The organism is Flavobacterium fluviale (assembly GCF_003312915.1).
GTDB lineage: Bacteria > Bacteroidota > Bacteroidia > Flavobacteriales > Flavobacteriaceae > Flavobacterium > Flavobacterium fluviale.
Map to the genome: position 1 here is coordinate 1,362,991 of NZ_CP030261.1, position 25,976 is coordinate 1,388,966.

The window sequence follows — 25,976 nt, forward strand, 5'->3', positions numbered from 1 at the left end:
AACGTTTATTTATCCTTTTTTCCCCATTTAATTTTCATTTTTCCTTCATTGTCATAAGCTATTAAATGAAGTACGATACCGCGTTCGCGAACAGCTTTGCGTTCCTCTTTAGTCGCAAGATCAGCATCGTTTTTAGAATTTCGAAGCGGAATGGTAAGTGCAAGATTAGTGCCTCGGCCAAAAGAGTAAATTCCGTCTATGTCGAAGTTTAAAACGCTCGAGCTTATCGTTAATTTATTAATATCGACCTGTTCGCCTCGAAGATTAAGCGAACCCGATAAATCGCTGAAAGTAATATTCTCAACATCACGTCGCGGAAAAGCAAACTTGCCAATTTTTACAATAGGGTCAAAGTTGAGCAGCGCACCTTGATTGACATTAAAATCTAATTTTCCTTTCATGGAGTTAACAATCAAATCGCCATTGCTGTTCATTAAACCCACAACATTAGCATTGCTCGTTAGGCGCCCGCGAATATTTTTTGGACTAAAAGATTTGATGCCGAAGTTGTTGAAAGATCTTAAAAAACTTGCAATATCCACACGGCTAACCTGCGCTGTCGAACTAAAAATATAGTGGTTACCGCTTGGCTGAATGGCTCCATTAAAAGCAATACTGCCGCCAGAAGTCTGCAGTGTTCCGTTTTTGAGTAGTAACTTCGAATTCAGCATCTGCAGTGTTGCTTTTGTGTTAGTTGCTGTAAGAGAACCGTAAGTGATTTTATCGGCTTTAAGATTAATCACAGCAGTACATTTTTCGATAACCGATTTTAGCTGATTCGTAAAATTGACATTTTTCTTTTTTACTTGTTTTTTCTGAGCTGTTTTTTGAGACGGAGAATTTTTCAAAATGCCTAAAAATTGTTTTACGTCAATATTCGGGCAGTAAATATTCCAGTTTACGACCATTTTTTCTGGCGCGTCATAATAGAGATTCAGGAAATTATCGATTCTTCCGTCGATTCGGATGATGTTATTTTTATGCTTATAAGCTATTTTTTTGATGTAAAGTGCTTGTTCTGTAAACGATAATTGTACAGCCGTTTTTTCGGCATGAATATTTTTCGGAACATAATCGAACGTCGCATTATCAATATCCACTTCACCAGTTATTCGCGGTTTGTTGATGTACAAATCGACAATATCAAATTGAAATTTTAAATTGGCTTTTGCATGCCCGCTTTCGAAATGAAGAATCTTTTCATTTGTCATTCCGTTAAGTTTTGAAATGTCAAAATCAGAATTTACAAATCCAGTTGCAATTGGTTTTTCCAGATCATTAATAACCGCCTGCGGAATCTGCAGCGGAATATTTTCATAATCTGCTTTAAAACGAGTTAGAATAATAGCAGAATTTGGATCGCTAAAACCTTTTTCGGGTTTAAAATTATTGGTAAATATTCCTTTGAAACTGCAATTGGTAAACAAACCATCGGGAATTGTAAGTTCGTTATTTCTAATATCGGCCTGAACCACAATCTTTGGGTCGCCTTCGGCATTAAGATCGCCATTGATCGTACAATTGACTTCAATTGGTTTTTTTAAATTAAACTGATCGAGTTTTGAACTGATATTGGCCGACAATAAATTGGAAGCATTTCGCCATAAAATATGGGTTTCAATATTGATTCCAAAAAGCGAATTTTGTTTTCCGATATTGAAAAAAGCAATGATGTCAAAAGCATCAGAGCCAATTTTAAGTTTTTGGGTTTTAATGTTTATTCTTTGATGTTCTTCAGAATACGAAATGTCAAAATTTCCTTCGAGCATTTTTTCTTTGGAAAAACTTCCATGAACTGTATTAAAGGCTAGACTATTAATTTTTGTTTTTAAAAATAAATTCGTGTGCCAGTTTTCATCGTCATACTCAACTTTTGAATCTAAATCTGCTACATGAAAATCAAATAATTTATGCCCCAGATGATTGTCGATAATAACATGAACGTTGTTGAGGTTTACTTCGTCAATTGTCGTTTCGGGTTTATCCTGATTGGTTTCGGTTTTTTTCTTTTTCGGTTTAAAGATGTTTACATTCGAATAACCATTTTCGGCTTTATAAATGTAAATCTGAGCATCGTTAATTAATATTTTATGAATATTGATTTCATTATGCAGTAAGCTCCAAATGTTTAAGCGAGCTTCTATCTCGATGGCTTTTAATAAAGTATGTTTGTGACTCTGCCATTGATTGTCTTTTACTTCAACTTCTTTTAGTGCAAGAGTAAAATTCGGAAAACCAGTTAGAAACTTATAATGAAAGTCGGTAACATGGAATTTTCCATTAATATTTTCATTGATTTTATGATTGACTTTGGCAATAATTGCAGCTTTATTTTGATTGAAATAAACAGACAAAGCACCGCAGGCAATTAATAGAATCGCAATTAAACCCAGAATAAAAAATCCAAAGCGTTTGGCATATTTTTTAAAAGGGTCAGACTGAAGAAATGTTTTTATTTGAAGTAAAGTTTGCTGCATTTAAAATTAATATTATGGAGTATTAAAGATACTACAAAAAATATTAACATTTTATTGGTTTGGTTTTCAGTTTAATATGTCGTAAATTGAGTTATCAAAAAACATTATAGAGTTGATAATAAATGACAATACATTTATAATGAAAACTAATTTAGTAATCGTGTTTGATTTGTTTTAAATTTTTAAATTTGTACTGTAGTTTGAAAGTTAAACATTCAGACATAATTTTAATCTTAATATATTATGGCATTAGCAATAACAGATGCTACTTTTGATGAAGTAGTTTTAAAATCAGATAAACCAGTAATGGTAGACTTTTGGGCAGCATGGTGTGGTCCTTGTAGAATGGTTGGTCCAATCATTGACCAATTAAGCGATGAGTACGCTGGTAAAGTAGTTGTTGGTAAAGTAGATGTAGATGCGAACCAAGAATTTGCTGCAAAATATGGTGTGCGTAACATACCAACCGTTTTGGTATTTCATAACGGTGAAGTAGTAGGAAAACAAGTAGGAGTAGCTCCTAAACAAACCTACGCAGATAGTTTAGACGCTTTATTGTAATCTTTAAAAGGTTACGATTGATATAAAAAAGGTTTGACGAAAGTCAAACCTTTTTTATTTGTTGTGGATACTTTAATTAAAAATTAAAAATTAAAAATTAAAAATTGATTTTCTAATTTCTAATTGTAGTTTCGATGCTTTTGGAAGCTCACTTATTGTATAATTTTTCTCTGTAAACTTATCGCTTTTTGCTTCTGTTTTTAATGGTGTCAAATCAATTTGAAGACCGCCGTATTTAAGGTATTTTTGATAATCGATTTCTTGTGTTGTATTGACATACGTTTTTAATTCTTGTAATGATTTTCCAGAAATCTCTGTTGCGGCAGACCAAAATTCATCTTCAGTAAAACCTCTTTGTTTTTTCTCAAAATATTCATTGTATAAAAAGCGCATAAGATCATCGAGCGATTTTTTATTGGCTGTATTGTTTCTAATTTCTAAATCTAAAAGCAGACCAATTGTTGGTCCTTTGTCATAATAGGAAATTGTAGTTTGTTTGGCGTTGCTTTCATTATTAAAAAAGTTGGACCAAATATCAAAACTGGATTGTGCCAGAGACATATGTCTGCATCCCTCTTCGTTTTCATATTTTTTAATAGAACCAGAAAGATATTCCAAAGCATCTTTTCCTTCCATTAATCCGGCTTTTACCATAATAAGATATTCGTAGTAAACCGTAAAACCTTCAGAAAACCAAAGCATTGTAGTGTAGTTTTCTTTATTATAATCAAATGGGCCTAATTCAATTGGACGAATTGCTTTAACATTATAAAGATGAAAATATTCGTGAGTTACAAAATTCATAAAATCAAGATAATCTCTTCGTGATTTCGAATCAAAAGAACCTTTTGTGAAAATTGCCTGCGAGTTCCAGTGCTCCAGTCCGCCTCCGCCAGCTTCCATCATAATATAACTGTAGTTTTCATAAGGGATTTTCTTCATGATTGATGTAGTAGCGCTCATGATTTTCTTTAAGTCGGCAACAAATTTTTCTTCTTCAAGTCCTTGAGGGGTTGCAACTCCCAGCGAATATTTTTTTCCTTCATTCTCAAATTCAATAGTTTTTTGATTTCCAATGTAAATTGGACTGTCGTAAAAAACATCAATATTTTTGGCGTAGAAACTATTTTTGGCTTCATCGACGCATTTTAATCCAGTTGAAATTTTGCTCCATTTCGAAGGTTTATTCAACGTAACAGTAACCGGATTATCGATCTTGTTTTCGACATGCATAAAAATAGTATTGGGCATTATAAAAGCCTTTTCAGCATCTACATAAGATTCTGCGACTGATTTTTTATTGGCAAAAACACGATATTTTACACTGATTTTTGATGCTGTCCCATTTTCTATTGTCCAGCTGTTTTTGGTCGATTTTTTCCATTTAATTTTTTGATTTTTTCCGTCTGTAACTTCAAAATCAACAATATATCTTGGAGTGTTTAAAATCAAATAATAGCCTGGAGTCCAAACTGGAAGAATTAAATTGGTTGTTTTGGAATGAAGATTTTCAAAATTTAAAACAACTTCTACATAGTGCGACTGTGCATCTTCAAAAGAAACAGAAAAGTCCATTTTTATCTCTTGATTATCGACTTTGTTTGTTGCTTTAGAAATAAAAAAAGTGTTTAAAAGCAGTACACAATAGCACAATTTTAAGGCTTTTGTCATTATTTTGTTTTTTAAGTTTGGATTTGTTTTTGGTAACTATTTTAAATTGTGATGAATACGTTAGTCATAACAATTTTAGTAATTGAACAGAAAAATATAAAAAATATAGAAATATATGAAGCTGTTTTCAATAAAGTTTGAAGAAATATCTAGAATAACTTTATAAAGGTGAAATTATCGTAATTGTTGTGCCCAAATCAGGTTTAGAGCATACTTCAATTTTACAATTAATAGCTGTCGCAAGGTCACGAATTAAATGCAGTCCCAATCCCGATTTGATTCCGATAACTGCAGAATCATCATACAGGGCTTTAAATTTTTCCTGGCTGCCGCCCGGACCATTATCAGTTATGGAAAGCAGTATAGTATTGTTTTCCTGTCTGGCTTTCCACACTATTTGCGGATTTTCTCTCTTCGCAAGTACTTTTACAGCGTTTCCGGTTAAGTTTCGAATGATGGTTTTGAGGTAATTTTTATCGGTATTTAAAACAAGATCGTCTGGATTTTCAAACACAATTGAAATGTTTTCATATGGAGAAAAGTGGTTTTGTGTTTCTTCAAATATCTTGGCGACAGTAATTCGTTTAAAGTGCGGTTTAAAATTTTCCATTTGTCCTTTGCTCCACAACAGAATATCCTCCATAGAAGTTAATAAATTCTCTGCGCCGGCAATTACTTTGGCCTGCATTCTTACGGCAGTTTCTTCGTCGATTAATTCGGGGTTTTCTTTTTGAAGATGCAGAAAGTGAATCAGATTCGAAACAGGACTTCTTAAATCATGATTTAAAATACTAAAAAAGCGGGCTTTTGTTTTATTGGCTTCGTCCAATTCTTGATTTAAAATCTGCAGTTTTTTATTGATTTTTTTTCTGCTCCGGCTTTGTTTAAAAAGCAGTAATCCAATAATTCCAACTAAAGCTAAGCCCGAAATGAGGTAAATACGCTGTGTCTGTGCTTCTTTAATCTGGATGTTCTTAATCGTATTTTCGCTCGAAAGATTCTTGATTTTCTGCTGTTTATTTGTGTTTTGATAACGAGCTTCGGCATTTGCAATACTTTGTTTAGCCGATTCATGCATCATCTCGTCGTTGTACTTACTGTAGATTTCGTTGTAGTAAAATGCTTCTTTCCAAAGCTGCAGTGCGGCGAAGCTTTGAGATAATTTTTTATTAATCATAACAAAGTTTTCTTTGTCATAAGTCAATGCATTTTTTGAAGCTTTTTTTAAGGTTTCAATGGCTTTTTTATATGCTCCTTTTTCATATAAAACCCTTCCCATAATGGCGTTGGCTTCCATTAAAATTTCTTCATCTGTTGATTTTTCGCCAAATAAAACTGCTTTCTCAGCAAACACAAAAGCTTTATTAAGGTCTCTTTCATCTGCATAATATCTAGACATGTTTTGATTGGCAAAACTCAAATTAAGAAACAGCGAATCTTTTCTAGTTGGGTAAGTGTACGTCAGCTTATAATATTTTTTTACGCTGTCTAGTTTTTTTTGCGCGACAAAACACTGCATATAATAATTGCAGGAAAAAGCAGAAATGTAAGGAGAGGTTTTTATATACGGCTGTGCCTCGTTTAAATATTCTATCGCTTTGTCAAATTGTTTCATTTTAATGTATGCGCTGGCAATCTGACAATAAGAAACGCCTATATTTTCAATATTTTCGACCGCTTTAGGAAGGAGTTTTTTATACGTTACAGCCTTTAATTGATTCCCAATAAAACTTTCATATTCCGAAAGATCAAGATAATATTCGCCAAGACTGCCATAAAGAACAGCTTTGGTGTACACACTTTTGGTGGTATCCAAAATACTTTTAATCTCGGTAATCAGTGCTTTTCTTTTAGAAGTTTTATTCAAAGAATAACAGATATAATTAAGGCGCATTAAACTAGAAGTATAACTTTCAATATCTTTCGATCTGCGTGCGTATTTCAAAGATTCTTCGTAATTAACAAATGCTTCTTGGTATTTATTATTACTAAATTCATAAGCGGTGCCTTTCTGCAGATAAAAACGGCTTAAATAAAGCGAATTGTTTTTAGAAAGTTCAATTCCTTTTTGTGCGACGATTATTAGCTTTGGATATTCTTCTAAATCCAAAAGCGAGGTGGAGTAATTATGCCACGCCTTTAATTTTTCGGCTGTAGTTTTATAACGGCCCAAATTAGGTTCCTGCTGCGTAAATCCTTTAAAACTGAATAACAGAATAAACAGGAACGTAATTTTTCTCATGCAATAAGATTTAAGTTGTCCTTGTAACTTCTTCCAATCGGAATTATGGCATTATTATTCAAAACAATTTCGTTAGAATTTATCTTTTGAACATATTGTTTCTGTACGGCAAAACTTCTATGAATACGCACAAAAGACTGAAAATGATTTTCTTTTAAAAGATTTCCAATACTCGAAAGTACACAATGTCTTTTACGGTCTGTAACTACCAAAGTGTAGTCTTTTAAAGCTTCCAGATATAAAATCTCATGAAGTTTTACTTTTGTTTGTTCGTGTCCTTCCTTTATATAAATGGTATCACCGCCAATACTTGCTTCAAATAAAGAAGCTTTGAGTTTGATTTCCATAAACTCTTCGATGCGATTGATTGTTTGGGTAAAACGGTCAAGTTTTAAAGGCTTTACAATAAAATCAAGCGTTTCAATCTGGAAACTTTCGACAGCATGTTCAGGATGCGCGGTAATAAAAATGCATACAGGAACATCTAAAGTCTGTTTTCTAAATTCAATTCCGTTTAAACCCGGCATATCGATGTCTAAAAAAAGTATGTCGATTTTTTCTTTCTCCAGAAAAACAACAGCATCTTCAGCCGATTCAAAAACGCCTGCAATGTCCAGAACAGGGAATTTCTTGGCATAAGAAACAACCGTAAGTCTGTCAATTTCGTCATCATCAACAATAATACAAGTGTATTTTTTCATCATTCAAACTTAATTTATGTTATCTGTCTATTTAAAATGCTGTTCGTCTATTGGCTGTTTTTAGCTTGAACTTATTGCTGCAAATTTGTCTTGTAATTAATTGTAAAGGATAAAAACGCCCTTTACTGATTGTTGCAAAAATAAAGCTATTGAATTAAAAAAGAGTCATTTAATTAAATTTTTAAAACCAAATTGTTATGAAATTTTTAAAAACCATTTTTACCATTTTATCAGTTGCACTTTTTACAGCTTCGTGCAGTAGTGACGACGACAATTCAATTAAATATGCAGAAGAAAACCCTCTTGATGCTTATATGGCAGGCTCAGGATTTAGCCAGAAGGCAGTAGATGTAAAAAACTCAGGAATTTATGAATATGGTTTTAGTTTTAAACCAACAGTAACTGGAAAAATAAACGCTTTAATAGTGAAAATTCCAGATGTAAATCCAGCTTTAAGAATTACTTTATGGGATGCAGCGACTAAAACAGTAATAAAATCTGAAACTGTAAATGTTGCTACAGCCAATGTTACAGTCGAAAAAGCAATTTCATCAATTGCGCTTACTAAAGATAAGGAATACTTTTTTACAGTAAACAGCGACGACTGGATTAATAGAACAAAAACAGACGGGTCGGCGGCAACTTATCCAATTGTAGCTGGAAATATAACTATTACAGGATATGCATACATCTCAAGTACAGCTGCGGAAACTATTTTTCCAACAAATGCACGTAACACGTATTATGCTGGAGATATTACGTTTAAATTTCAACAAACTGAATAATTCTTTTTTGGATAGCTTTGAATTAGTTAGTGAAAAAGGTTTGGCCAAAAGTCAAACCTTTTTTTAAATATAATATCAGTTAAAAATAACCGTACATTTATAGTCAATAATCTTAAACTAATGAAAATGAAAACAATACATTTGTTATTGCTCTTTTGCACCACAACATTTTGCTTAGGACAAAATCAAGAAGGAGAACTAAAAAAAATTATTAGTCAGCAGGAATCAGATTGGAATAAAAACGATATGAAGTCATTCTCGCAGGCTTTTAGTGACGATGCAGTTTTAATTAACTTTTTAGGCATGTATTGGCAGGGGAAAGAAAATATTATTACTGAGTTTTCACATATTAATGAATGCTGTATCAAGCCGACTTCTGTAAAATTTGACTGGATAGATTCTAAAACATTATCTGAAAATGCAGCGGTTGCGCATATGAAAGAGACATTGACAGCAAAAGAAGATTATGCTGTTCCTGGCGGAGTTGTTAAAAAAGGAACAGTAAACAGCAAATTTATTACCGTTGTTTTTGAAAAAAAGAATGCAGTCTGGAAAATTGTAAGTATGCAGGTGACACAGGTAAACGGACCGCCAAAATAAACAGTTTTAAAATAATTAACCTCACAGATTTTTAAGTCTGTGAGGTATTTTTTTTTAGATTAGAATCTGATTTTGAATTAATTAATGGTTGTGCGTTTCGCTGTTTTCATAACCAATAATAGTAATCATGTAAGGCGTGCTTGAAACCTTTGTCTTTTTAATTTCTGATGAAGAAAGATTCACTTGCAGTAGTTCGCCTGAAGTTGGAGAAGTGATATAAGCAAATTTCTCTGTTACAGCAATTTGAGGTTTTAGTGTTGCATCTGTTGCAGTTGAGGCAGTGGCTTTGATTTCTTTTTCTAATTGTAAACTGCTGATATTGTAAAGTTTAAAATCTCCTGAATGCAATAGAACAGCCAGTTTTTTATGATCGTAACTAATTTTACACTGCATAATTGTCGTGTTTTCAATAATTGGCTTTACGGTACTGTTTACAACATCAATTAAATAAGCGCCTTTTGCAGCCGTATATCCAATAAATTTCCCAGCCGAAGCCGTTTCTAAAATACTTCCAAACCAAGCTGTTCCAAAATTTTCTGGATGATCGATCAGTTTTTGGTTTCCGTTGCTTTCCACAACCAAAATACCGCTTGCAGAACCAAATACCGCATATACGCCGTCTGAAGCATTTCCGTGAATTCCTTTTGTAGCAATTTTAGCGTCGAAAAGTGTTTTTCCGGTATTGTCAATAATTTTTACTTTTTCCGGAAGCGTTCCAGTTACCGAATTGTCTTTCTCAGTAATAGCGTAAGTTCCGTTTGTAAAAGTGGCCATTGCACCGTGATGTGCCAATAAACCTGCGTTTATAGTTTTGAAAGCTGCACCAGATTTATTTACGTCGGCTTCTTTACCAACAGAAAGCGTTCCGTCTCCGTCATTAAAGGTTAGGATTTCGCCAATTTTACTTTTAAAATGTGTTGGTTTTTGCGCGCTTGCAGTTAAGAAACCAAATTTTGGAACATCATCAACATCGATATGATCGCCATGCAATTCCAATCCGCTGTCGAAAGTTTCTACAAAATTATTGTCTCTGTGAATGATACCCGCGTAACGCCCAGATTCTGTAGTGTACAAAGATGATTTTGGAAATTTAGCTGTAAACGAACTAATTTTATCTTCTGATGGATCAAAAAGCGTTAATTCTGTGGTTTTTTCGTCAGAAAGTAAAATTCTAACAAATGTATGTTCTTCAGAATCATGGTCATGATCGTGATCGTCATGGTTGTCGTCGTCGTTGCTACACGAAACCGCAAAAAGCGATAAAGCGAATAAAAAAAGCAGTTTGTAAAAATTGTTTTTCATGGTAATAAAAGATTAAAAATTTGTAAATATTTGAGTTTTGACTAGCCGGATTTATTTGGAAACCAAAAATGGAATCTTCATCGAAACAATAATATTCCGGCCGGCTTCCGGAAGTTCGATTAGGCGGTAAAAACTAGTGTGATTTAAATATCTCGTATTAAATAAATTCTGGATCTGAATACTAATGCTGATATCCTGTTTTGCAGCCTTTATTTTTGAACCAAAAGCGAAATTAAATACATGGCTTTCGGCAGTTTTCTTTTCTGGCGGAACAATATTGTTTTGTTCTGCCGTGAAGCGATAATCCACAGAAAAATAAGGCTCTTTAAGAAAGCTGATTTGAGGTTCATAATTCAAACCAAACAAAACAGATGGAGGAGGAGAAAACGGAAGTGTATAACCCTTTTTACTGCCCGATTTTTGTTCCGAATAAAGATATTCGGCCGCAATTTCTGCACTTAGAGATTTAAAGAAATAATATTTGGTCTGTAATTCGGCACCATAACGAAAGACTTTACTTTGTTCGTATTCAAAAACTTGATTTCCTGCACCATAATAAATATCATGAGCTGAAGTCGGATTCAGATAAATGAAATTCGGAAAATAATTAGCAAACGGCGTTAGCTGAAAAGAGAAGTTTTGCGCTTTCCATTCCATTCCCAAATCCAATTGATAAGAACGTTCGGCATTCAAATTCGGATTTCCTTTTTCAAATCGGAAATAATGATAATTTACGCCGTTTGAAGCCAGTTCTTTGGCAATCGGCATTCTGAAACTTGAGCCTAAATTGGCTTTCAGCGAAAGCTTTCCCGGATTGTAATTTGCACCAATAGACCACGTAAAACTGTCAAAAGTTTTCGTTAAGTCTTGAGAACGCTGCAAATATTCTAAATTGGTCTGATTGTTTTCGGAAATTTCACTCTGAAACCAATCGTAATACGATTTCATTTTAATTTTTCCATAATCGTAACGGACAGCGCCGTGAAGAAACCATTTTTCGTTCAGTTCAATTTTATCGTAAACAAATAAACCAGCATTAAATTGAGTGAAAGCAGGAATTAAAAAACTCCATCCGCCAATTTCATTTTGCTGCAAAACCACATTAGAACCAATCGTAATTTGGTGATGATTGATTCTGAATTCATCTTTCGCAGAAAACGACCAAACGTTTTTATCGTATTGACGCTCCAGATCTTTTGGCGCGTACATATCTTCAGGATAAATCGGCGGCATATAACCGTGATTCACATAATGACTCCATTCTCTTCTGAAATTATTCTGAAAACCAATCTGCGTTTCAAAAGCATGATTTCCGAATTGAAAAGAAGTCGTATTGCTCACTTTAAGATGATTTACTTCTTGATACGGCATCAAAATATCACGGCTCGATTTGTCGTGTAATTCCATGTCTACATTTCTAGGTTCAAGTCCGTGCGCATTCGCGAAAAATCCACTTTTGGTGTGAACATTACTAAAATAAAAAACCGATTTGAGCTTTTCTCCCGAATAACCTGTACTCAAATGGAAGTCAAGTTCTTTTCCTGCCGTATTCCGCAAATGATTTTTGTATAACGGAACAGCATAACTATACACATGGACTACATCGGTCGGAACACGATAATCTCCATAACCCATTGTCGTAACGCGCGAATCAAAGAAGCAGTTTTCGTTTCTTCCAAATAAATTAATAGAACTTCCAAATTGCGAATTATTGCTTTTTCCTGTCATATCTACGCTACCGCCAAAAGTATTTTGAGACGGAAGCGGCAATGGTTTTATGTTGACCGCCCCGCCCACAGCATCAGATCCGTAAATAAATGAAGAAGGGCCTTTTATGATTTCTACTCGATTTACCGCATATTGATCGATTTCCAATCCGTGATCGGCTCCCCATTGCTGGCCTTCATGTTTCAAACCATTCTCCACCACAATAACCTGATTGAAACTCAAGCCTCTTATAAGCGGTTTTGAACCTCCCGAGCCAATCGAAATGGTTTTAACGCCTGGTAATTTTTGCAGAGACTGCATCAGGCTTCCGCCGAGGTTTCGCTGAATAAAACTATTGTTTACGGTTTCAACATTCAGAGATTCTTCTTTTTTGCGTTTTTCAACTGCATTATTGCTGATTAAAACTTCGTCAAGCTCTTTTATTTCTGGTTTTTTTTCTGAAGGCTGATTTTGAGCAACGGCTTCCGCTGCAATTAATAAACTGAGGAGTAAAAAACAATATTTCCAATAAATGGATAAGGCATTCTTCATTAATCTGATGTTATAAAATTTTAATACTTAAACCTTTCAGTGTCTGCCAGCCTTCTTTATCCGTCAGGCGAATCATAAAATGATAATCTCCAGGATCAACATCTGCAGGAATTGCAATCTGTGCCGTTGCTTCGTAATTTTTTACACCATCAGGAATAGTGTAATTGTTGATGAAAAGCATTGGTTTTACAGGGCTTTTTACAGCTTCCATTTCGCAAGTCGTTACTTCTGTGCTATGCGTATGATGATCGAAATTGTGGTGAATATCAAGGCTGTAAGAACCTAGTGCGACATTATCATTAAAAACAGCTTTAAAAGTGAAGGTTTGCCCGCGTTCGATTGTACTGCATTGAATTGGAAAAGCATTCGCTCCAGTGATGTCAATTATAGGATATTCGGTGTCGATATCGGCATCATCGCTTGAGCAGGACGTTAGAAAGGCAAGTGTAAAAATGCCTATTACAAACTTTAAATTTTTCATGTTTTTTAATTTTAATTAAAGGGCAAATGGAAGTTCAATAGATTGCGAAAAATTGATATTGTAAGTCGTGTTTTTATATAAAACCAAGAAAGTATAATTACCAGTTGCCCATAATTTGTTGGTAATTAAATCCTGCTGAACTGGAGAATTGTTGTCTTTTGCAGCACCAATGGTAAGCTTTGGAGTATCTCTGGTAAACTGAACACCATCCCAGGGAATGTTGGAGAATTGTCCTGCTTCGGCCATATTTTTATGTTCAAAAACATCATAAACAATCACTTTGCTAAAATCAATCTGATCTACACTTTCTGGATTATGTTTGGTATTTTTATTAATCAAAAGCAAATACATAATTCCGTCGCCTTTCACACCTTCAAGAGTTACCTGAGAACCGAAAATATCGTTGTTTTTGAATTTGGCGTCAGGATCTGAAAATTTACCTTTTCTATACATAAAAGCATCGTTAATAAAGACGGTAAATACCGAAGCGACAGGGTTTACTGGAATATTTTCCAGTTTGAAAATCGTTAGGTTTTTCTTTACTTCCAGCTTCGTTCCGTTTTGATCGTTTACGGTAATAATGAAATCGTATTTTCCCTCTGCCGCATCTTCTGGAATATCAAAATGTTTGTGAACTGTTGCATTTTTTGCTCCAGCATACTGCACCCAAGTAATTTCGTGCGACCAAGGTTTTGAGTAGTTTTCGCTGCTTTTTTGTACAATTTTAACCTGCACATTTTCGATTTTATCAGCAGCGGTGACTTCTGCATTAAAATGGAAATCCTGACCAATAGCTGCTGTTTCATTGTTTCCAAGACCCAGTTCGATTTTGTCAATCGCAGGAATTGCTTGTTCTTTTTCGGAGTCGTCATTGCTGCAGCTTGAAAAAGCAATTGCGGCAAAGAGTGCTAGAATAAGTTTTGTTGTTTTCATTTTTTCTGATTTGATTTTGATCATTTTATAAAGGGTATTTGGGTTACAAAGGGGTATAGTGATTTCAATATTCAGTCCCATACGGACGAAATATTTGTAGAAAAGGAGTTAGGAGCTAAAAAAAGCCTCAGAGAGGCGACATATTTTTCTTTTCTCTAGTTAAAACAGCACAGTCATGACCAAAGGCTTGAATAAAAGCTTTAGTGCTGATGTGTATATCATGAAAAAGTGGAAAGTGTTTTTTGTGCAGAAAAGCAATGTGAATATTAATTCAATAAATTAACTGCTTAAAATGAATAAAATAGCTTTCAAGTGTTTTAAGATTCTGAAATCATTAAAACAGCTAAATAGTCGAATTGCCAAGACAAATCGGTGCACAAAAAAATACTAAATTGTAAAAATTGGCGGGGCTCGCAGTGAGAAAAGCGCCCCTTTAAAAAATGTAAAATGTGGTTTGCTGTAAAAACTAAGGTGTTTTACAATAGGATTATTTTTGAAAAACTGAAAAGCATTAACTTCAAGTGTACCAACAGCGCTGAATTTAAAATCGCAAATCGAACATTTATGAAATGAATGTAGTTTTGCTTTGAATTGCGGTTTTTCGGAAATCGAAAATTCTACTTTCTCTTTTGAGAGTTTGGTGTCTAAAATATGTTCATACGAATGGACAGCCGGAAAAAGTATTGCGAACAATACAATTAAAGGCATTAAAAGATTAATAATTTTAAGTTTCTTTTTCATTCGTTGAGATTATTTCCTGCTCATTTAAAGCTGGAATTAATGCAATAGTGTTGCAAATATAAAAATCTTATTCTTAAATGCAATGTTGTTGCAGTAATTGTTTGCGAAAAATCAATGCTTTTGCTAATTTTAGCAAATCTTATATTCCTTAAAAATGAAAATTTTCTACAGCTTTCTTTGTTTTGTTATCTTGATTTTCAATGGTTTTTCTCAATCAAAAGAAAGTGGATTGTTTGAAAACGGTGTTTCAGAACAGCTGGCACATCTACGTAAAAAACAAATTTCAGGTCTTCGATACACTTTATATTTTGATATACCGAATCAGAAAGAAGAAAGAATAAAGGCTTATTCGATTGTAAATTTGAATTTGTCTGATATAAGTCAGCCCTTACTTTTTGATTTTAAAGAGAATACGGCCAACATAAAAACTATTGAAGTAAACGGAAAAAAACTTTCTATTGTTCATGAAAACGGACATATTGTAATTCCGGTTTCGGCTTTGGTTTTGGGAAAAAATCTAGTTTCTTTTTCATTTATTGCAGGTAATTTATCATTAAACAGAAATGATGATTTTTTATATACTTTATTAGTTCCAGATCGCGCGAGTACTTTGTTTCCATGTTTTGATCAGCCCGATTTAAAAGCGACCTATAGACTAACACTTTCTGTACCAAAAGACTGGTCTGTTTTGGCTGGAGCCAATGTAGTAAACAAACTTGAAAAAAGAGATTTTGCAATTTACACTTTTGGAGAATCTGACAAAATGAGCACTTATTTGTTTTCTTTTGTGGCGGGAAAATTCAAAAGCGCGACACAAAAGCCAGGTTTAGAAATGACGATGCTGTATCGTGAAAATAGTCCGGAGAAATTTCGCGTAAGCGCCGATACTATTTTCAATCTGCACCAGCAATCTTTAGACTTTTTAGAAAAATATACCAATTATAAATTTCCGTTTCAGAAGTTAGATTTTGCTTCGATTCCTGTTTTTCAGTATGGCGGAATGGAACATGTTGGCGCAATTCAGTACCGAGAATCGACTTTGTTTTTGGATAACAGCGCAACGGATAGCGAAAAATTAAACCGCGCCAAATTGATTGCCCACGAAACGTCGCATATGTGGTTTGGCGATTTGGTCACAATGAAATGGTTCGACGACGTTTGGATGAAAGAGGTTTTTGCCAACTTCATGGCCGATAAAATTATGAACCCGATTTTCCCGAGAGTCAATCATAATCTCCAGTTTTTTACCGCGCATTATGGTGGCGCTTTCGCGGAAGACCGATCTTTGGGTACACATCCTATAAAACAGCATCTGGCGAATTTAAAAGACGCTGGTTCGCTTTACGGAGCTATTATTTACAACAAAGCGCCTATTATGATGCGTCAGTTAGAAGCTTCAATGGGAAAAGAAGCTTTTCAGAACGGAATTCAAAAATACATTCAGAAATACGCCAATAACAATGCCGATTGGAATAATCTCGTAGAACTTCTTGATGCAGAAACGCCGCTTGACATGAAAAAATGGAGCGACGTTTGGGTAAACAAATCTGGAAGAGCCATTTTTACAGATCAAATCGAATATGATGCTAAAAACCGAATTACAAGCTTTGAAATTCAACAACAAGCCGAGGATAAATCAGAGAATATCTGGCCTCAGGTTTTTCAGATCGGTTTATTATATGCCAATGAGGTAAAAGTTTTATCAATCAATATTAATGATAAAAATACGGCTGTAAAAGAAGCTATCGGACTAGAAAAACCGCTCGCCATTGTTTACAATTATAATGGTTTTGGATACGGAGTTTTTCCGCTTGACGGGAATAATTTAGATTATATTTCTACGTTGAAAGATGAGGTTGCAAGAGCTTCGAGTTACAGTAATCTTTATGAAAATACGCTGCTAGGAAATGTTTCGCCAGAAAAAGCTTTTAATTGTTTTCTGAAAGCAATTCAAACAGAAGAAAACGAATTGGTTTTAAGAATTGCTTCCAATAATTTAAATACAATTTATTGGAGATTTTTAACCGAAAAACAGCAGAATAAAGTTCAGAAACAGCTTGAAGGTATTTTGTACGAACGTTTACAGGCTAATTTATCGCCTAATATCAAAAAGACTTTATTTGGATTATTTACTTCGATTGCCTATTCTGATTCGGCGAAAGCCAGTTTATATAAAGTTTGGAACAGAGAAATCTCGATTCCGAATTTGAAATTAAACGAAGACGATTATACCAATATGGCAATGAATCTGGCAATTTTTGAACATCCAAAAGCAGATGAAATTTTGGAGAAAACCAGAACGTCTTTCACCAATCCAGATAAACAAAAGCGTTTTGAGTTTCTGCTTCCGTCATTGTCAAAGGATGAATCGGTTCGAAATGCCTTTATAGAATCATTAAAAGAGGATTCTAATCGTGAAAAAGAATCTTGGGTTTCGGTAGGTTTGGCAAATGTAAATCATCCGCTTCGTCAGGGAAGTGCACAAAAGTATATTAGATTTTCACTAGATTTGATAGATGAAATCCAACGCACGGGAGATATTTTCTTTCCGAAAGATTGGCTCGATAATACAGTTGGAAAGTATTCGTCGAAATATGCTTTTGATGAAGTACAGCGATTCTTAAAAGAAAATCCTAATTTTAGTCCTATTTTAAAAAGGAAATTGTTTCAATCGACAGATTTGCTTTATAAAGCACAAAATATTAAAAAAGAAACCGAATGAAAATCGAATCGGAAATAGAGAAAGTCTCCAGTTTTCAGCACCTTGAAATGCTGGCCAATCAGGTTGTGGAAGGTTTTATATCGGGAATGCACAAGAGTCCGTTTCATGGATTTTCTGCTGAATTTGCGGAACATAAAGTGTATAACGCAGGCGAAAGCACCAAACATATTGACTGGAAATTGTTTGCCAAAACCGATCGTTTGTACACGAAACGTTTTGAGGAAGAAACCAATTTACGCTGTCATTTAATTGTTGATAATTCATCTTCAATGCATTATCCTGAACTCAAATCAAATCAGCCTTTTTATGAAAAGAAGATTGGTTTTGCGGTTTTGGCCTCGGCGGTTTTAATGAATATCTTAAAGAAACAACGCGATGCAGTTGGTTTAAGCGTTTTCTCCGATAAATACGAATATTACGCACCAGAAAAAGGAAGCGATCGTCATCATAGAATGCTGTTGAATAAACTGGAAGAACTATTAGTGCAGCCAAAAGTCAAAAAAACAACCGATACCATTACATATCTGCATCAAATAGCAGAGAAAATGCATCGCCGTTCGATGATTATCTTGTTTACAGATATGTTTCAGACGGAAGATGATGAGAAATTATTCAACGCTTTACAGCATTTAAAACACAATAAGCATAAAGTGGTTCTCTTTCATATTGTTGACAATGAAACCGAATTAAAATTTGACTTTGATAACACGCCAAGAAAGTTTATCGACTTAGAATCGGGAGAAGAGGTTTCTATTTTTGCTGATAATGTAAAAGAAGAATATGAAAAAAGAGCAGCAGCCTATTTTAAAAATCTGGCTTTAACCTGTGCTAAGAACCAAATTAAGTATGTTCCGGTAAATGTTGGCGATAATTTTGATAAAATATTGACTACATATTTGGTTGAAAAACAAAACTTTGGATAAATATTTTAAAATTTATTTAATTTTTTTTACAAAAACACTTGCAGAAATGAAATTCTGTACTATCTTTGCAACCGCAATAACGCAGAGGTTTGGTAGTTCAGTTGGTTAGAATACATGCCTGTCACGCATGGGGTCGCGGGTTCGAGTCCCGTCCAGACCGCAATATTGGGAAAAGCCTTTCTTAACGGAAAGGCTTTTTTGCCCAAATACGGTATCTAAGATTAGTTGTGTTGTTTTGCTACGACTTTGTAACTCGTAGCTGGTTTAGTAGTTAGACCAATGAAAAGCTTTCCACTTTTGTGGATGGCTTTTTTGATTTAAGACACTTTTGTTTTTTAACCGCAAAGAGCGCAATCCCGAAGCCTCGGGATACGCAAAGTCCGCAAAGTTTTTTTTAAGCTTTGCGGATTTTGTGTTTTGTACGTATTATATTAAAATATAGCCCGTGGTTTCAACCACGGGAACACAATGTATATAAATACCCTGGTTGAAACCACGGGTTATGTTTAGCAAAATGATAAATATTTCTATGTGAAAACCTTCTCGGTTAAGAAAAAGAAAGAAAGTTCTTCTTTTTTAGTTTTACAGTCAATTTTTAAAATATTGGAATTTAAGTAATTAAAAATTTCTTGAATTTTATTCCTAAAAACCCTTGCAGAATCCAACTTCTGTTGTATTTTTGCACTCGAAATAACGCAGGGTTTGGTAGTTCAGTTGGTTAGAATACATGCCTGTCACGCATGGGGTCGCGGGTTCGAGTCCCGTCCAGACCGCAATATTGGAAGAAGCCTTTCTTAACGGAAAGGCTTTTTTTTGTTTATATATTTAACCGCAAAGTTCGCTAAGATTTAAACAAGGTCCACAAAGGTTTAATTTAGTTTTGTATTTCAATATAGCTCGTGGTTTCAATCGCGGGAAGGCTTCGTGCCATACAGATTGTGATATATATAGCGCGCCAATGGTTGAAACCATAGGCTATGTTTGATAATCTTTGCGAGTTTTGCGTTTTTACCTTGCGAACTTTATGTAGGGTTCACAAAGATTTAATTTAGCTTTGTGTTTCAATATAGCCCGTGGTTTCAACCACGGGAACGCTTCGTGCCATACAGATTATGATATATATATCGCTCCAATCGTTGAAACCATCGGCTATGTTTTATAATCTTTGCGAACCTTGCCTTTTTTATCTTTGGAACTTTGTGGTTAAATCTCAATCTGGCTTTGGAGTTTTTAAATTTTAAATTTCCCTACATTTATATATCGAAAGATATTTAATTACATCAATGGAACATTCCGGTCAAAAGCTAGATAAGTATTACATCAAGAAAGTAGATGCTGATAAAAAGAGCATTTACTGTCACCACGATTTGATGGGTGAATTATTTATTCCCACACACAAACACGACAAAGCACAAATGCTATATGCAGAAGGTGATGTCGTTTTTGTAACTACAGAAACCAAAACGTACTTTTTACCAGCAAGACATTTTATCTGGATTCCGAGTGGGGTTGAGCATAGCATCGAACCTAAATCTGAAAGTGTGACGATGCGGAATTTATATTTTCCAGTTGAAAAAGGAGAAGATGAGTTTTATAGCGTTGAAGGTATTTACCCGGTGAATAATTTATTACTGCAAATGATGCTTTTTACGAATCGATGGAATGGTGATCTTAAAAAAGGAACTCCGAACTTTGCCATTGCTAAAGCGATAAAAGCGATTCTTCCACAAATCTGCACCAACAATCTTCCATTAGAATTACCACAGCCCAAAGACAAACGGCTTAGTAAAATCCTGCGTTATATTGAAAATAATCTGGGCGAAACTATTTTATTTGCAGATGTTGCTCATGAATTTGGTTACAGCGAACGCTCTTTGTACCGCTTATTCCAAAAAGATCTCAAAATGTCTTTCATTCAATATTATACCATTCGAAGAATCTTAAAAGCGATCGAGCTTTTGTTAGAAAGAAAACTCTCCGTAAAAGAGGTTGCTCTAGAAGTTGGTTACAATAGTGTTCCTACTTTTAGCAACACGTTTTTTAAGATTTTAGGACAAAGGCCTTCCGATTATTTAAATGGGGAAGATATTCTGTAATTTTTTATTTTACACAGATTTAAAAGATTTAAGCAGATTTTATTCAATTTAAATTTTAAAGATGTTTCTCTCGCAGATCTGGCAGATTTAGGAGATTTTTTTTTATTTTATTGATCTGCTCAATCTGCCAAATCTGCGAGAGATTTTCAAAAAAATAAAATCAGCGTTCATCTGCTTTTAAATCTGAGTGAAATATCACAAACCAAATTCATTTTGTAATGAATTGTTTTTCAATATTTTAATATAACGTTTTCGAAAAACGAGATTTTAACATTTGTCCGAAATGAATACGTTATTGACTTTTTATAATTATCAGTCATCGTAAAAATGAAGGAACTTTGCAACATAAAATATTTATGTATTCATGTTACTTAAAACAACAAATTCTACAGACGACTGTTTTCTCAAAATCCTGATGCTGTTTTTAATTTTATTGGCATTCAATAATTTACAAGCGCAGGAAATTCATACGGTTTCATTAAAAGAAGCGATGAAACTGGCTAAAGAAAACAACAAAAAAATCCTTAGATCTCAAATAGAGATTACGCTCTCAGAGCAAAATATTAAAGAAAGCAAAGAACTTCGCCTGCCGGATATCGAATTAAACGGCGAGTATTCCAGAATTACGAATATCACCGAATTTAAAGGAAATGGTTTCTTGAATGGTAAAGAAGTTACCAAGGCAATTCCTGAAATTTATCAGGTGAATTCGACTTTTAAAATGCCAATTTATGCTGGAAATAAAATCAATAACGCTATAAAAATTGCGAATCAGGAAAGCGAAATTGCGAAAATAAAAACAGAAAAAACCGAAAATGATATTGAGCTGGAAGTTGTGGCCAATTATCTTTCGATTTATAAAATGATGGAACTTCAAAAGATTTTTGAAGAAAACATCAAAGAAGAAAAAAGCCGATTGAAAGAAGTGCAGTCGCTTCAAAAACATGGAACGGTTACGAAAAACGAAGTTATTCGTGCCGAATTGCAGCTTTCGGATCGTGAACTAAATGCGCTTACAAACTCCAAAAACATTAAAATTGCGCTTCACGATCTGAAAACTTTAATTCAGATTCCAGAAAACGAAGAAATTGCGATCGATACAACGGCTGCTCTTGATGAATTGAACGGTTTAGATCCGTATGATTTTTATATGAATAAGGCTTTGCAAAACGAAGAAATGCGCATTGCAAGTCAGGAATTAAACATCAAAAAAACGGAACTGCAGTTGGTAAAAGGAAATTATCTGCCAACGGTAAACTTCTTTGGGAATTATGGTTTTTATTATCCTAACTACAAATTTTTTCCACCAAATCCGTATTTGTACACTTTAGGGCAGGTGGGAATCGAAGCGCGTTTTGATATTTCGGCTTTATATAAAAATAAAACCAAAGTTGAACAGGCAAACAAAAAAATCGAATGGCAGCAAATGCAGTCTGAAATTATAAAAGATGAAATTCAGGATCAACTGTATAAAGAGCATACGCAGTATCAGGAAATCCTTGAAAAATTTGTGGTGGTCGACAAAGCTTTGGATCTGGCCAATGAAAATTACCGAATTGTAAAGCTGAAATACTTAAATCAATTGGTTTTAATAACCGAAATGGTGGATGCTGATAATGCGTTGCTTCAGTCGAAATACAACAAAATTTCTACCCGATTGGATGCAGTTCTGAAACATTATGAATTGCTTCATACGGCGGGTATTCTTCCGCAGAGTTAAATGTGAAAGTTAGAAGAAAGAAGCAAGAGGCAAGATTTAAAAGTAAATAATAGAAAATAGACAAGAAAAGATATAGAGTGTATGGTTAAGATAAAAAATGAAACTAGAAGAAACAGAACGTTTCATATATTAATAACAATTATTGCGTGTACGCTTGTAGTGAGCGGGGTTGTTTTGGGAATTTGGTTTTATGTATTCAACAGAAACCACGAAGAAACCAACGATGCTCAGGTGGAACAATATGTAACGCCAATTATGTCTAGAATTACAGGTTATGTGCAGGAAGTTCGTTTTAACGAAAACCAGTTTGTGCATAAAGGTGATACTTTGGTGGTGATTGACAATAGAGAATATCAGTCAAAATTGAATGTGGCTTTGGCCGATGTTCAAAACGCCAAACAAAACAGCGTTGTAGCGCAAAAAAATGCTATAAACACAGCCAGTGCAACGGCAATTAACGAATCGCAATTAGATGCTGCAAAATCGAATCTTTGGAAAACCAAACTAGAATACGAAAGATACAAAGCTTTGGTAAGCGAAGAAGCGGCAACTTCTCAACAATTAGAAAAGGTTAAAGCAGATTATGAATCGGCTCAGGCGCATTTTCAGGAAATGAAAAACAGAATTCATTCGGCAGATTTAACCACTTCTGTGGCACAAGCAAATGTTCCGACAACGAAGACGAATATCGCATCCAAACAAGCAGTTGCAGATAATGCGGCATTATTTCTTTCGTACACGATCATTACAGCGCCTTACGACGGCTGGGTTGGAAAACGAACTTTACAGCCTGGACAATTGGTAAAAGAGGGACAATCACTGCTTTCAATCGTGAGCAAAGAAAAATGGATTACAGCCAATTTTAAAGAAACGCAATTGCAATATTTAACTGTTGGACAGGAAGTTGAAATTAAAGCCGATGCATTGAGCGATAAAACTTTCGTTGGTACAATTGCTTCTTTATCACCTGCGAGCGGGGCAAGATTTTCATTGCTTCCGCCAGATAATGCAACAGGAAACTTTGTTAAAATCGAACAAAGAATTCCAGTTCGAATTCAGTTAAAAGACACCGACAAACAAACCGATTTTTTAAGAGCGGGAATGAATATCACCGTGATCGCGGCACACTAAAATGGAGGATAAAAGTATTTTTAAATCATGGGTTCCAAAATGGGCAATCATTATTATTTTGTTTGTCTGTCTTTTGCATTCCATGATTTTATTGGGAGTTTATACTTCAAACGTAACCTACGCAGCTAGTTTTCTGGATATCGAGCCAGAAGATTTGCAGTTTGCAATGTGCGTTACGTATGGAACTTTGCTCGCCACGATTTTAATTGAAAGCCGATTTTCGAGTTTTTTCCCTGCAAAAAATTACCTAATGGCGGTGTATTCCTTAATCGGGATTACGATTATTTCATCGGCGTACATTACCAATTTTTATCTTTTTTTAATGTTGAGAATTGTAGAAGGAATTTTAATGGCGCTTCCGGTAATTACAATCAGACAATTATTAATTGAACAGTTTAATTCTAAAAATGCCATTATAATTGGTTTTTCATTTTACTACGGTTCGCTGTTATTGTCAACGCCATTTATTATGAATATTGCCGTTTGGTTTCTAGATCATTACGATTGGAAATACATGCTGTACGTTTCGGGCGGCTTGCAGGTTTTGAATGTCTTTTTAATCTTAGTTACTTTTCGCGGGCACCGAATCACAAAGAAAATTCCGTTATATCAAATCGACTGGATGAGTTATTTTTTGGTTTTAACAGCCATTCTTTGCGGCGCTTATTTTTTTGTTTATGCTGAGAAAAAATATTGGTTTGACTCTTCTCAAATGGTTATAATGCTGATGATTTCTTTGATTACAGGAGGTTTATTCATCTTTAAAGAACGCTTGGTAAAAAGGCCGACTTTTGATTTTGAAGTTTTTAAATACGCCAATCTCCGAATCGGGTTTTTATTGTTTTTTCTTTTTTACATCAGCAGGGCAACGCTGAGTCTTTGTCATTCGGCGATGTTTTCTATTTGGAATTGGGATCCGTCGCGTGTTGCGGGCGTGCAATACATTAACGGACTAGGAAATGTAATCGGACTTATTTTAGCGGCTTATTTTCTGATGAAATCCGTTTCGACCAAAGTTATTTTCATCATTGGATTTTCGCTGATTGCGTTGTTTCATTTTTGGTTTACATTCCTTTTTGTGCCCGATGTGGCGCTGTCAGATATTATAATCCCGTATGTTTTACAAGGCATTGGAGTTGGATTTTTATTTGTTCCGCTCATCTTATTTACTACATCATCGGTTCCGGCAAAAATGGCGGTTTCTTCGGGAATTGTCGGTGTTTCTGGTCGTTTTTGGGGAAGTACAATTGGTTTTTGTGTGATGCAGAATGCGGTTGTATTTTTAAACAAAAAACACTTTTTAAAACTTAGTCAATTCGTAACAGGCGAAAATCCCGAAGCACAGAAGACTATTGCTTCAACTGCACAGAGTTTTATGGCAAAAGGATATTCTTCAGATAATGCGAATACTTTAGCGCTAAAAAAAGTTTTTGGAACAGTTGCTAAACAAGCAACTTTATTGGCAGATATGGAAATTTATACTATTGTAGGATATGGTCTCGTGGTTTTGATTGTTCTAATAGCATGTAATCAGCATTTGAGACAGACTATGACTTTGGTGAAGAGTAAGATTTGGATAGGCTGATGAATTAATCTCGCAAAGTCGCAGAGTCGCAAAGGTTTTTAAAGCCACAGATTAATAAGATTTAAAGGATTTTTTTCTCATTTTATGTCATTTCGACGGAGGAGAAATCTCCACAAGTAACTCCGCAACGAAAGTCCAATCTTTGTAGAGTTACTTGTTGAGATTTCTCTCCCGAAGTCTCGTTCCTCGAAATGACAAACAGTACTTTGTAATCATTACTTAAAATAAAAACTTTGCGACTCTGCGCCTTTGCGAGATTCAAAAAAAACTCTCAGCGAATCTCTGCGAAAAACCTCCGAGAATCTCTGTGAAATAACCCTTTATTACCCTATCTTGCAACCGTTAAAAAAACAAAATACTATAATGAAACAGCAATGTGTAATTTTTGATATGGATGGCGTGATTTCGCATACCAATCCGCATCATGTGAAGGCTTTTGAGGCGTTTTTCGATAAATATGAAGTTCCTTATACGAATGAAGAATTCGAAGAACATATGTACGGAAAACATAACGGTTATATCATGACGCATTTTTTCAAGCGCCCAATTGCGGGAGAAGAACTGCTGAAACTCGAAGACGAAAAAGAAGGAATGTTTCGTGAGATTTATAAAGACAAAGTCGATACGATTCCGCATTATTTGGATTTTTTAAGCGAATTAAAATCTCGCGGATTTAAAACGGCTGTTGCAACTTCGGCGCCGCGTGCTAATCTTGATTTGATTGCAAACGCCTTAAAAATTTCAGACAAAATGGATTCGATGATGTCCAGCGAAGATGTAACACTTCATAAACCAAACCCAGAAGTTTATCTAAAATCGGCAGAGCGTGTTGGGGTTTCTCCGTCGGATTGTGTGGTTTTCGAAGATTCTTTTTCGGGCGTTACAGCAGGATTAAATGCAGGAATGAAAGTTGTTGGTGTTTTGAGCACGCATACAAAAGAACAGCTTCCGCCATGTAATTTTTACATTAATGATTATAGTGAAGTGAATGTGGATAAGGTTATTGAAATATTAAATTCCAATAAATAAATTCCAAATTCCAAAAC

19 protein-coding genes and 2 tRNA genes are annotated in these 25,976 nt (G+C 34.6%); 12 read left to right on the forward strand and 9 right to left on the reverse strand.

Translation table 11 applies throughout. From position 1 onward, the window contains the following. Positions 1 to 5: 5 nt before the first annotated feature. The gene (locus HYN86_RS06150; RefSeq protein ID WP_113677246.1) at positions 6 to 2,477 is read right to left on the reverse strand and encodes an AsmA family protein; all 2,472 of its coding nucleotides are present in this window, start codon (positions 2,475 to 2,477) and stop codon (positions 6 to 8) included. A gap of 243 nt (positions 2,478 to 2,720) precedes the next feature. On the opposite strand from HYN86_RS06150, the gene trxA reads away from it, so the two are divergent. After that, on the forward strand, positions 2,721 to 3,038 hold the full coding sequence (trxA, locus tag HYN86_RS06155; protein WP_012023423.1) for a thioredoxin: 318 nt from the start codon (positions 2,721 to 2,723) through the stop codon (positions 3,036 to 3,038). 90 nt (positions 3,039 to 3,128) lie between these two features. On the opposite strand, the gene HYN86_RS06160 is transcribed toward trxA, so the two are convergent. The 3 genes from HYN86_RS06160 to HYN86_RS06170 form a co-directional block, all read right to left on the reverse strand. After that, the gene (locus tag HYN86_RS06160) at positions 3,129 to 4,709 is read right to left on the reverse strand and encodes a M61 family metallopeptidase (RefSeq protein WP_113677247.1); all 1,581 of its coding nucleotides are present in this window, start codon (positions 4,707 to 4,709) and stop codon (positions 3,129 to 3,131) included. Between the two features lie 160 nt (positions 4,710 to 4,869). Further along, positions 4,870 to 6,951, reverse strand: a complete 2,082-nt coding sequence (locus HYN86_RS06165; RefSeq protein ID WP_113677248.1) for a tetratricopeptide repeat-containing sensor histidine kinase — start codon at positions 6,949 to 6,951, stop codon at positions 4,870 to 4,872. Then, complete coding sequence (locus tag HYN86_RS06170; protein WP_113677249.1) at positions 6,948 to 7,655, reverse strand: LytR/AlgR family response regulator transcription factor; 708 nt, start codon at positions 7,653 to 7,655, stop codon at positions 6,948 to 6,950. Before HYN86_RS06170 ends, HYN86_RS06165 begins: the two co-directional genes overlap by 4 nt. Before the next feature lie 194 nt (positions 7,656 to 7,849). On the opposite strand from HYN86_RS06170, the gene HYN86_RS06175 reads away from it, so the two are divergent. Next, entirely contained in the window at positions 7,850 to 8,437 is a 588-nt protein-coding gene (locus tag HYN86_RS06175) for a DUF4082 domain-containing protein (protein ID WP_113677250.1), read from the forward strand. A gap of 126 nt (positions 8,438 to 8,563) precedes the next feature. Next, positions 8,564 to 9,037 carry an SgcJ/EcaC family oxidoreductase gene (locus HYN86_RS06180; protein ID WP_162789312.1) on the forward strand — a complete coding sequence of 158 codons (474 nt, stop codon included), beginning with the start codon at positions 8,564 to 8,566 and terminating at the stop codon, positions 9,035 to 9,037. Between the two features lie 81 nt (positions 9,038 to 9,118). On the opposite strand, the gene HYN86_RS06185 is transcribed toward HYN86_RS06180, so the two are convergent. The 5 genes from HYN86_RS06185 to HYN86_RS06205 all read right to left on the reverse strand — a co-directional run bounded on the left by HYN86_RS06185 (position 9,119) and on the right by HYN86_RS06205 (position 14,753). After that, the gene (locus HYN86_RS06185; protein ID WP_113677252.1) at positions 9,119 to 10,339 is read right to left on the reverse strand and encodes a hypothetical protein; all 1,221 of its coding nucleotides are present in this window, start codon (positions 10,337 to 10,339) and stop codon (positions 9,119 to 9,121) included. A 51-nt stretch (positions 10,340 to 10,390) separates the two neighbouring features. Then, complete coding sequence (locus tag HYN86_RS06190) at positions 10,391 to 12,598, reverse strand: TonB-dependent receptor (protein WP_230406436.1); 2,208 nt, start codon at positions 12,596 to 12,598, stop codon at positions 10,391 to 10,393. 10 nt (positions 12,599 to 12,608) lie between these two features. Further along, a complete protein-coding gene (locus HYN86_RS06195) occupies positions 12,609 to 13,079 on the reverse strand; it encodes a DUF4625 domain-containing protein (RefSeq protein ID WP_113677253.1) in 471 nt (156 codons plus the stop codon). A gap of 15 nt (positions 13,080 to 13,094) precedes the next feature. Next, complete coding sequence (locus HYN86_RS06200) at positions 13,095 to 14,012, reverse strand: DUF4625 domain-containing protein (RefSeq protein ID WP_162789314.1); 918 nt, start codon at positions 14,010 to 14,012, stop codon at positions 13,095 to 13,097. A gap of 387 nt (positions 14,013 to 14,399) precedes the next feature. Next, positions 14,400 to 14,753, reverse strand: a complete 354-nt coding sequence (locus HYN86_RS06205) for a hypothetical protein (RefSeq protein ID WP_113677255.1) — start codon at positions 14,751 to 14,753, stop codon at positions 14,400 to 14,402. Between the two features lie 154 nt (positions 14,754 to 14,907). Between HYN86_RS06205 and HYN86_RS06210 the strand changes: the two genes are divergently transcribed. The 9 genes from HYN86_RS06210 to HYN86_RS06250 all read left to right on the forward strand — a co-directional run bounded on the left by HYN86_RS06210 (position 14,908) and on the right by HYN86_RS06250 (position 25,959). Beyond that, positions 14,908 to 17,475, forward strand: coding sequence for a M1 family aminopeptidase (locus HYN86_RS06210; protein WP_113677256.1), 2,568 nt, complete (start codon positions 14,908 to 14,910; stop codon positions 17,473 to 17,475). Further along, a complete protein-coding gene (locus HYN86_RS06215) occupies positions 17,472 to 18,398 on the forward strand; it encodes a DUF58 domain-containing protein (protein ID WP_113677257.1) in 927 nt (308 codons plus the stop codon). The genes HYN86_RS06210 and HYN86_RS06215 overlap by 4 nt, the downstream gene beginning before the upstream one ends. Positions 18,399 to 18,484: 86 nt before the next feature. Continuing rightward, positions 18,485 to 18,558: transfer RNA gene (locus HYN86_RS06220), tRNA-Asp, on the forward strand. Positions 18,559 to 19,097: 539 nt separating this feature from the next. Further along, positions 19,098 to 19,171 (forward strand) — tRNA-Asp (locus tag HYN86_RS06225). A 510-nt stretch (positions 19,172 to 19,681) separates the two neighbouring features. Beyond that, complete coding sequence (locus HYN86_RS06230) at positions 19,682 to 20,494, forward strand: helix-turn-helix domain-containing protein (protein WP_113677258.1); 813 nt, start codon at positions 19,682 to 19,684, stop codon at positions 20,492 to 20,494. A gap of 364 nt (positions 20,495 to 20,858) precedes the next feature. Then, the gene (locus HYN86_RS06235) at positions 20,859 to 22,214 is read left to right on the forward strand and encodes a TolC family protein (protein ID WP_113677259.1); all 1,356 of its coding nucleotides are present in this window, start codon (positions 20,859 to 20,861) and stop codon (positions 22,212 to 22,214) included. A gap of 81 nt (positions 22,215 to 22,295) precedes the next feature. Continuing rightward, positions 22,296 to 23,345, forward strand: coding sequence for an HlyD family secretion protein (locus tag HYN86_RS06240; RefSeq protein ID WP_113677260.1), 1,050 nt, complete (start codon positions 22,296 to 22,298; stop codon positions 23,343 to 23,345). 1 nt (position 23,346) lies between these two features. Beyond that, the gene (locus HYN86_RS06245; RefSeq protein ID WP_113677261.1) at positions 23,347 to 24,930 is read left to right on the forward strand and encodes an MFS transporter; all 1,584 of its coding nucleotides are present in this window, start codon (positions 23,347 to 23,349) and stop codon (positions 24,928 to 24,930) included. Between the two features lie 363 nt (positions 24,931 to 25,293). Continuing rightward, positions 25,294 to 25,959 carry an HAD family hydrolase gene (locus HYN86_RS06250; RefSeq protein ID WP_113677262.1) on the forward strand — a complete coding sequence of 222 codons (666 nt, stop codon included), beginning with the start codon at positions 25,294 to 25,296 and terminating at the stop codon, positions 25,957 to 25,959. Positions 25,960 to 25,976: the final 17 nt, after the last annotated feature.

Bases quoted from the DNA above. Each gene is read 5' to 3' on its own strand.
- HYN86_RS06240 (WP_113677260.1), top strand. From the start codon at position 22,296: ATGGTTAAGATAAAAAATGAAACTAGAAGAAACAGAACGTTTCATATA.
- HYN86_RS06230 (WP_113677258.1), top strand. From the start codon at position 19,682: ATGGAACATTCCGGTCAAAAGCTAGATAAGTATTACATCAAGAAAGTA.
- HYN86_RS06235 (WP_113677259.1), top strand. From the start codon at position 20,859: ATGTTACTTAAAACAACAAATTCTACAGACGACTGTTTTCTCAAAATC.
- HYN86_RS06245 (WP_113677261.1), top strand. From the start codon at position 23,347: ATGGAGGATAAAAGTATTTTTAAATCATGGGTTCCAAAATGGGCAATC.
- HYN86_RS06185 (WP_113677252.1), bottom strand. From the start codon at position 10,339: ATGAAAAACAATTTTTACAAACTGCTTTTTTTATTCGCTTTATCGCTT.
- HYN86_RS06170 (WP_113677249.1), bottom strand. From the start codon at position 7,655: ATGATGAAAAAATACACTTGTATTATTGTTGATGATGACGAAATTGAC.
- HYN86_RS06165 (WP_113677248.1), bottom strand. From the start codon at position 6,951: ATGAGAAAAATTACGTTCCTGTTTATTCTGTTATTCAGTTTTAAAGGA.
- HYN86_RS06215 (WP_113677257.1), top strand. From the start codon at position 17,472: ATGAAAATCGAATCGGAAATAGAGAAAGTCTCCAGTTTTCAGCACCTT.
- HYN86_RS06200 (WP_162789314.1), bottom strand. From the start codon at position 14,012: ATGAAAACAACAAAACTTATTCTAGCACTCTTTGCCGCAATTGCTTTT.
- trxA (WP_012023423.1), top strand. From the start codon at position 2,721: ATGGCATTAGCAATAACAGATGCTACTTTTGATGAAGTAGTTTTAAAA.
- HYN86_RS06150 (WP_113677246.1), bottom strand. From the start codon at position 2,477: ATGCAGCAAACTTTACTTCAAATAAAAACATTTCTTCAGTCTGACCCT.
- HYN86_RS06180 (WP_162789312.1), top strand. From the start codon at position 8,564: ATGAAAACAATACATTTGTTATTGCTCTTTTGCACCACAACATTTTGC.
- HYN86_RS06210 (WP_113677256.1), top strand. From the start codon at position 14,908: ATGAAAATTTTCTACAGCTTTCTTTGTTTTGTTATCTTGATTTTCAAT.
- HYN86_RS06160 (WP_113677247.1), bottom strand. From the start codon at position 4,709: ATGACAAAAGCCTTAAAATTGTGCTATTGTGTACTGCTTTTAAACACT.
- HYN86_RS06190 (WP_230406436.1), bottom strand. From the start codon at position 12,598: ATGAAGAATGCCTTATCCATTTATTGGAAATATTGTTTTTTACTCCTC.
- HYN86_RS06205 (WP_113677255.1), bottom strand. From the start codon at position 14,753: ATGAAAAAGAAACTTAAAATTATTAATCTTTTAATGCCTTTAATTGTA.
- HYN86_RS06250 (WP_113677262.1), top strand. From the start codon at position 25,294: ATGAAACAGCAATGTGTAATTTTTGATATGGATGGCGTGATTTCGCAT.
- HYN86_RS06175 (WP_113677250.1), top strand. From the start codon at position 7,850: ATGAAATTTTTAAAAACCATTTTTACCATTTTATCAGTTGCACTTTTT.
- HYN86_RS06195 (WP_113677253.1), bottom strand. From the start codon at position 13,079: ATGAAAAATTTAAAGTTTGTAATAGGCATTTTTACACTTGCCTTTCTA.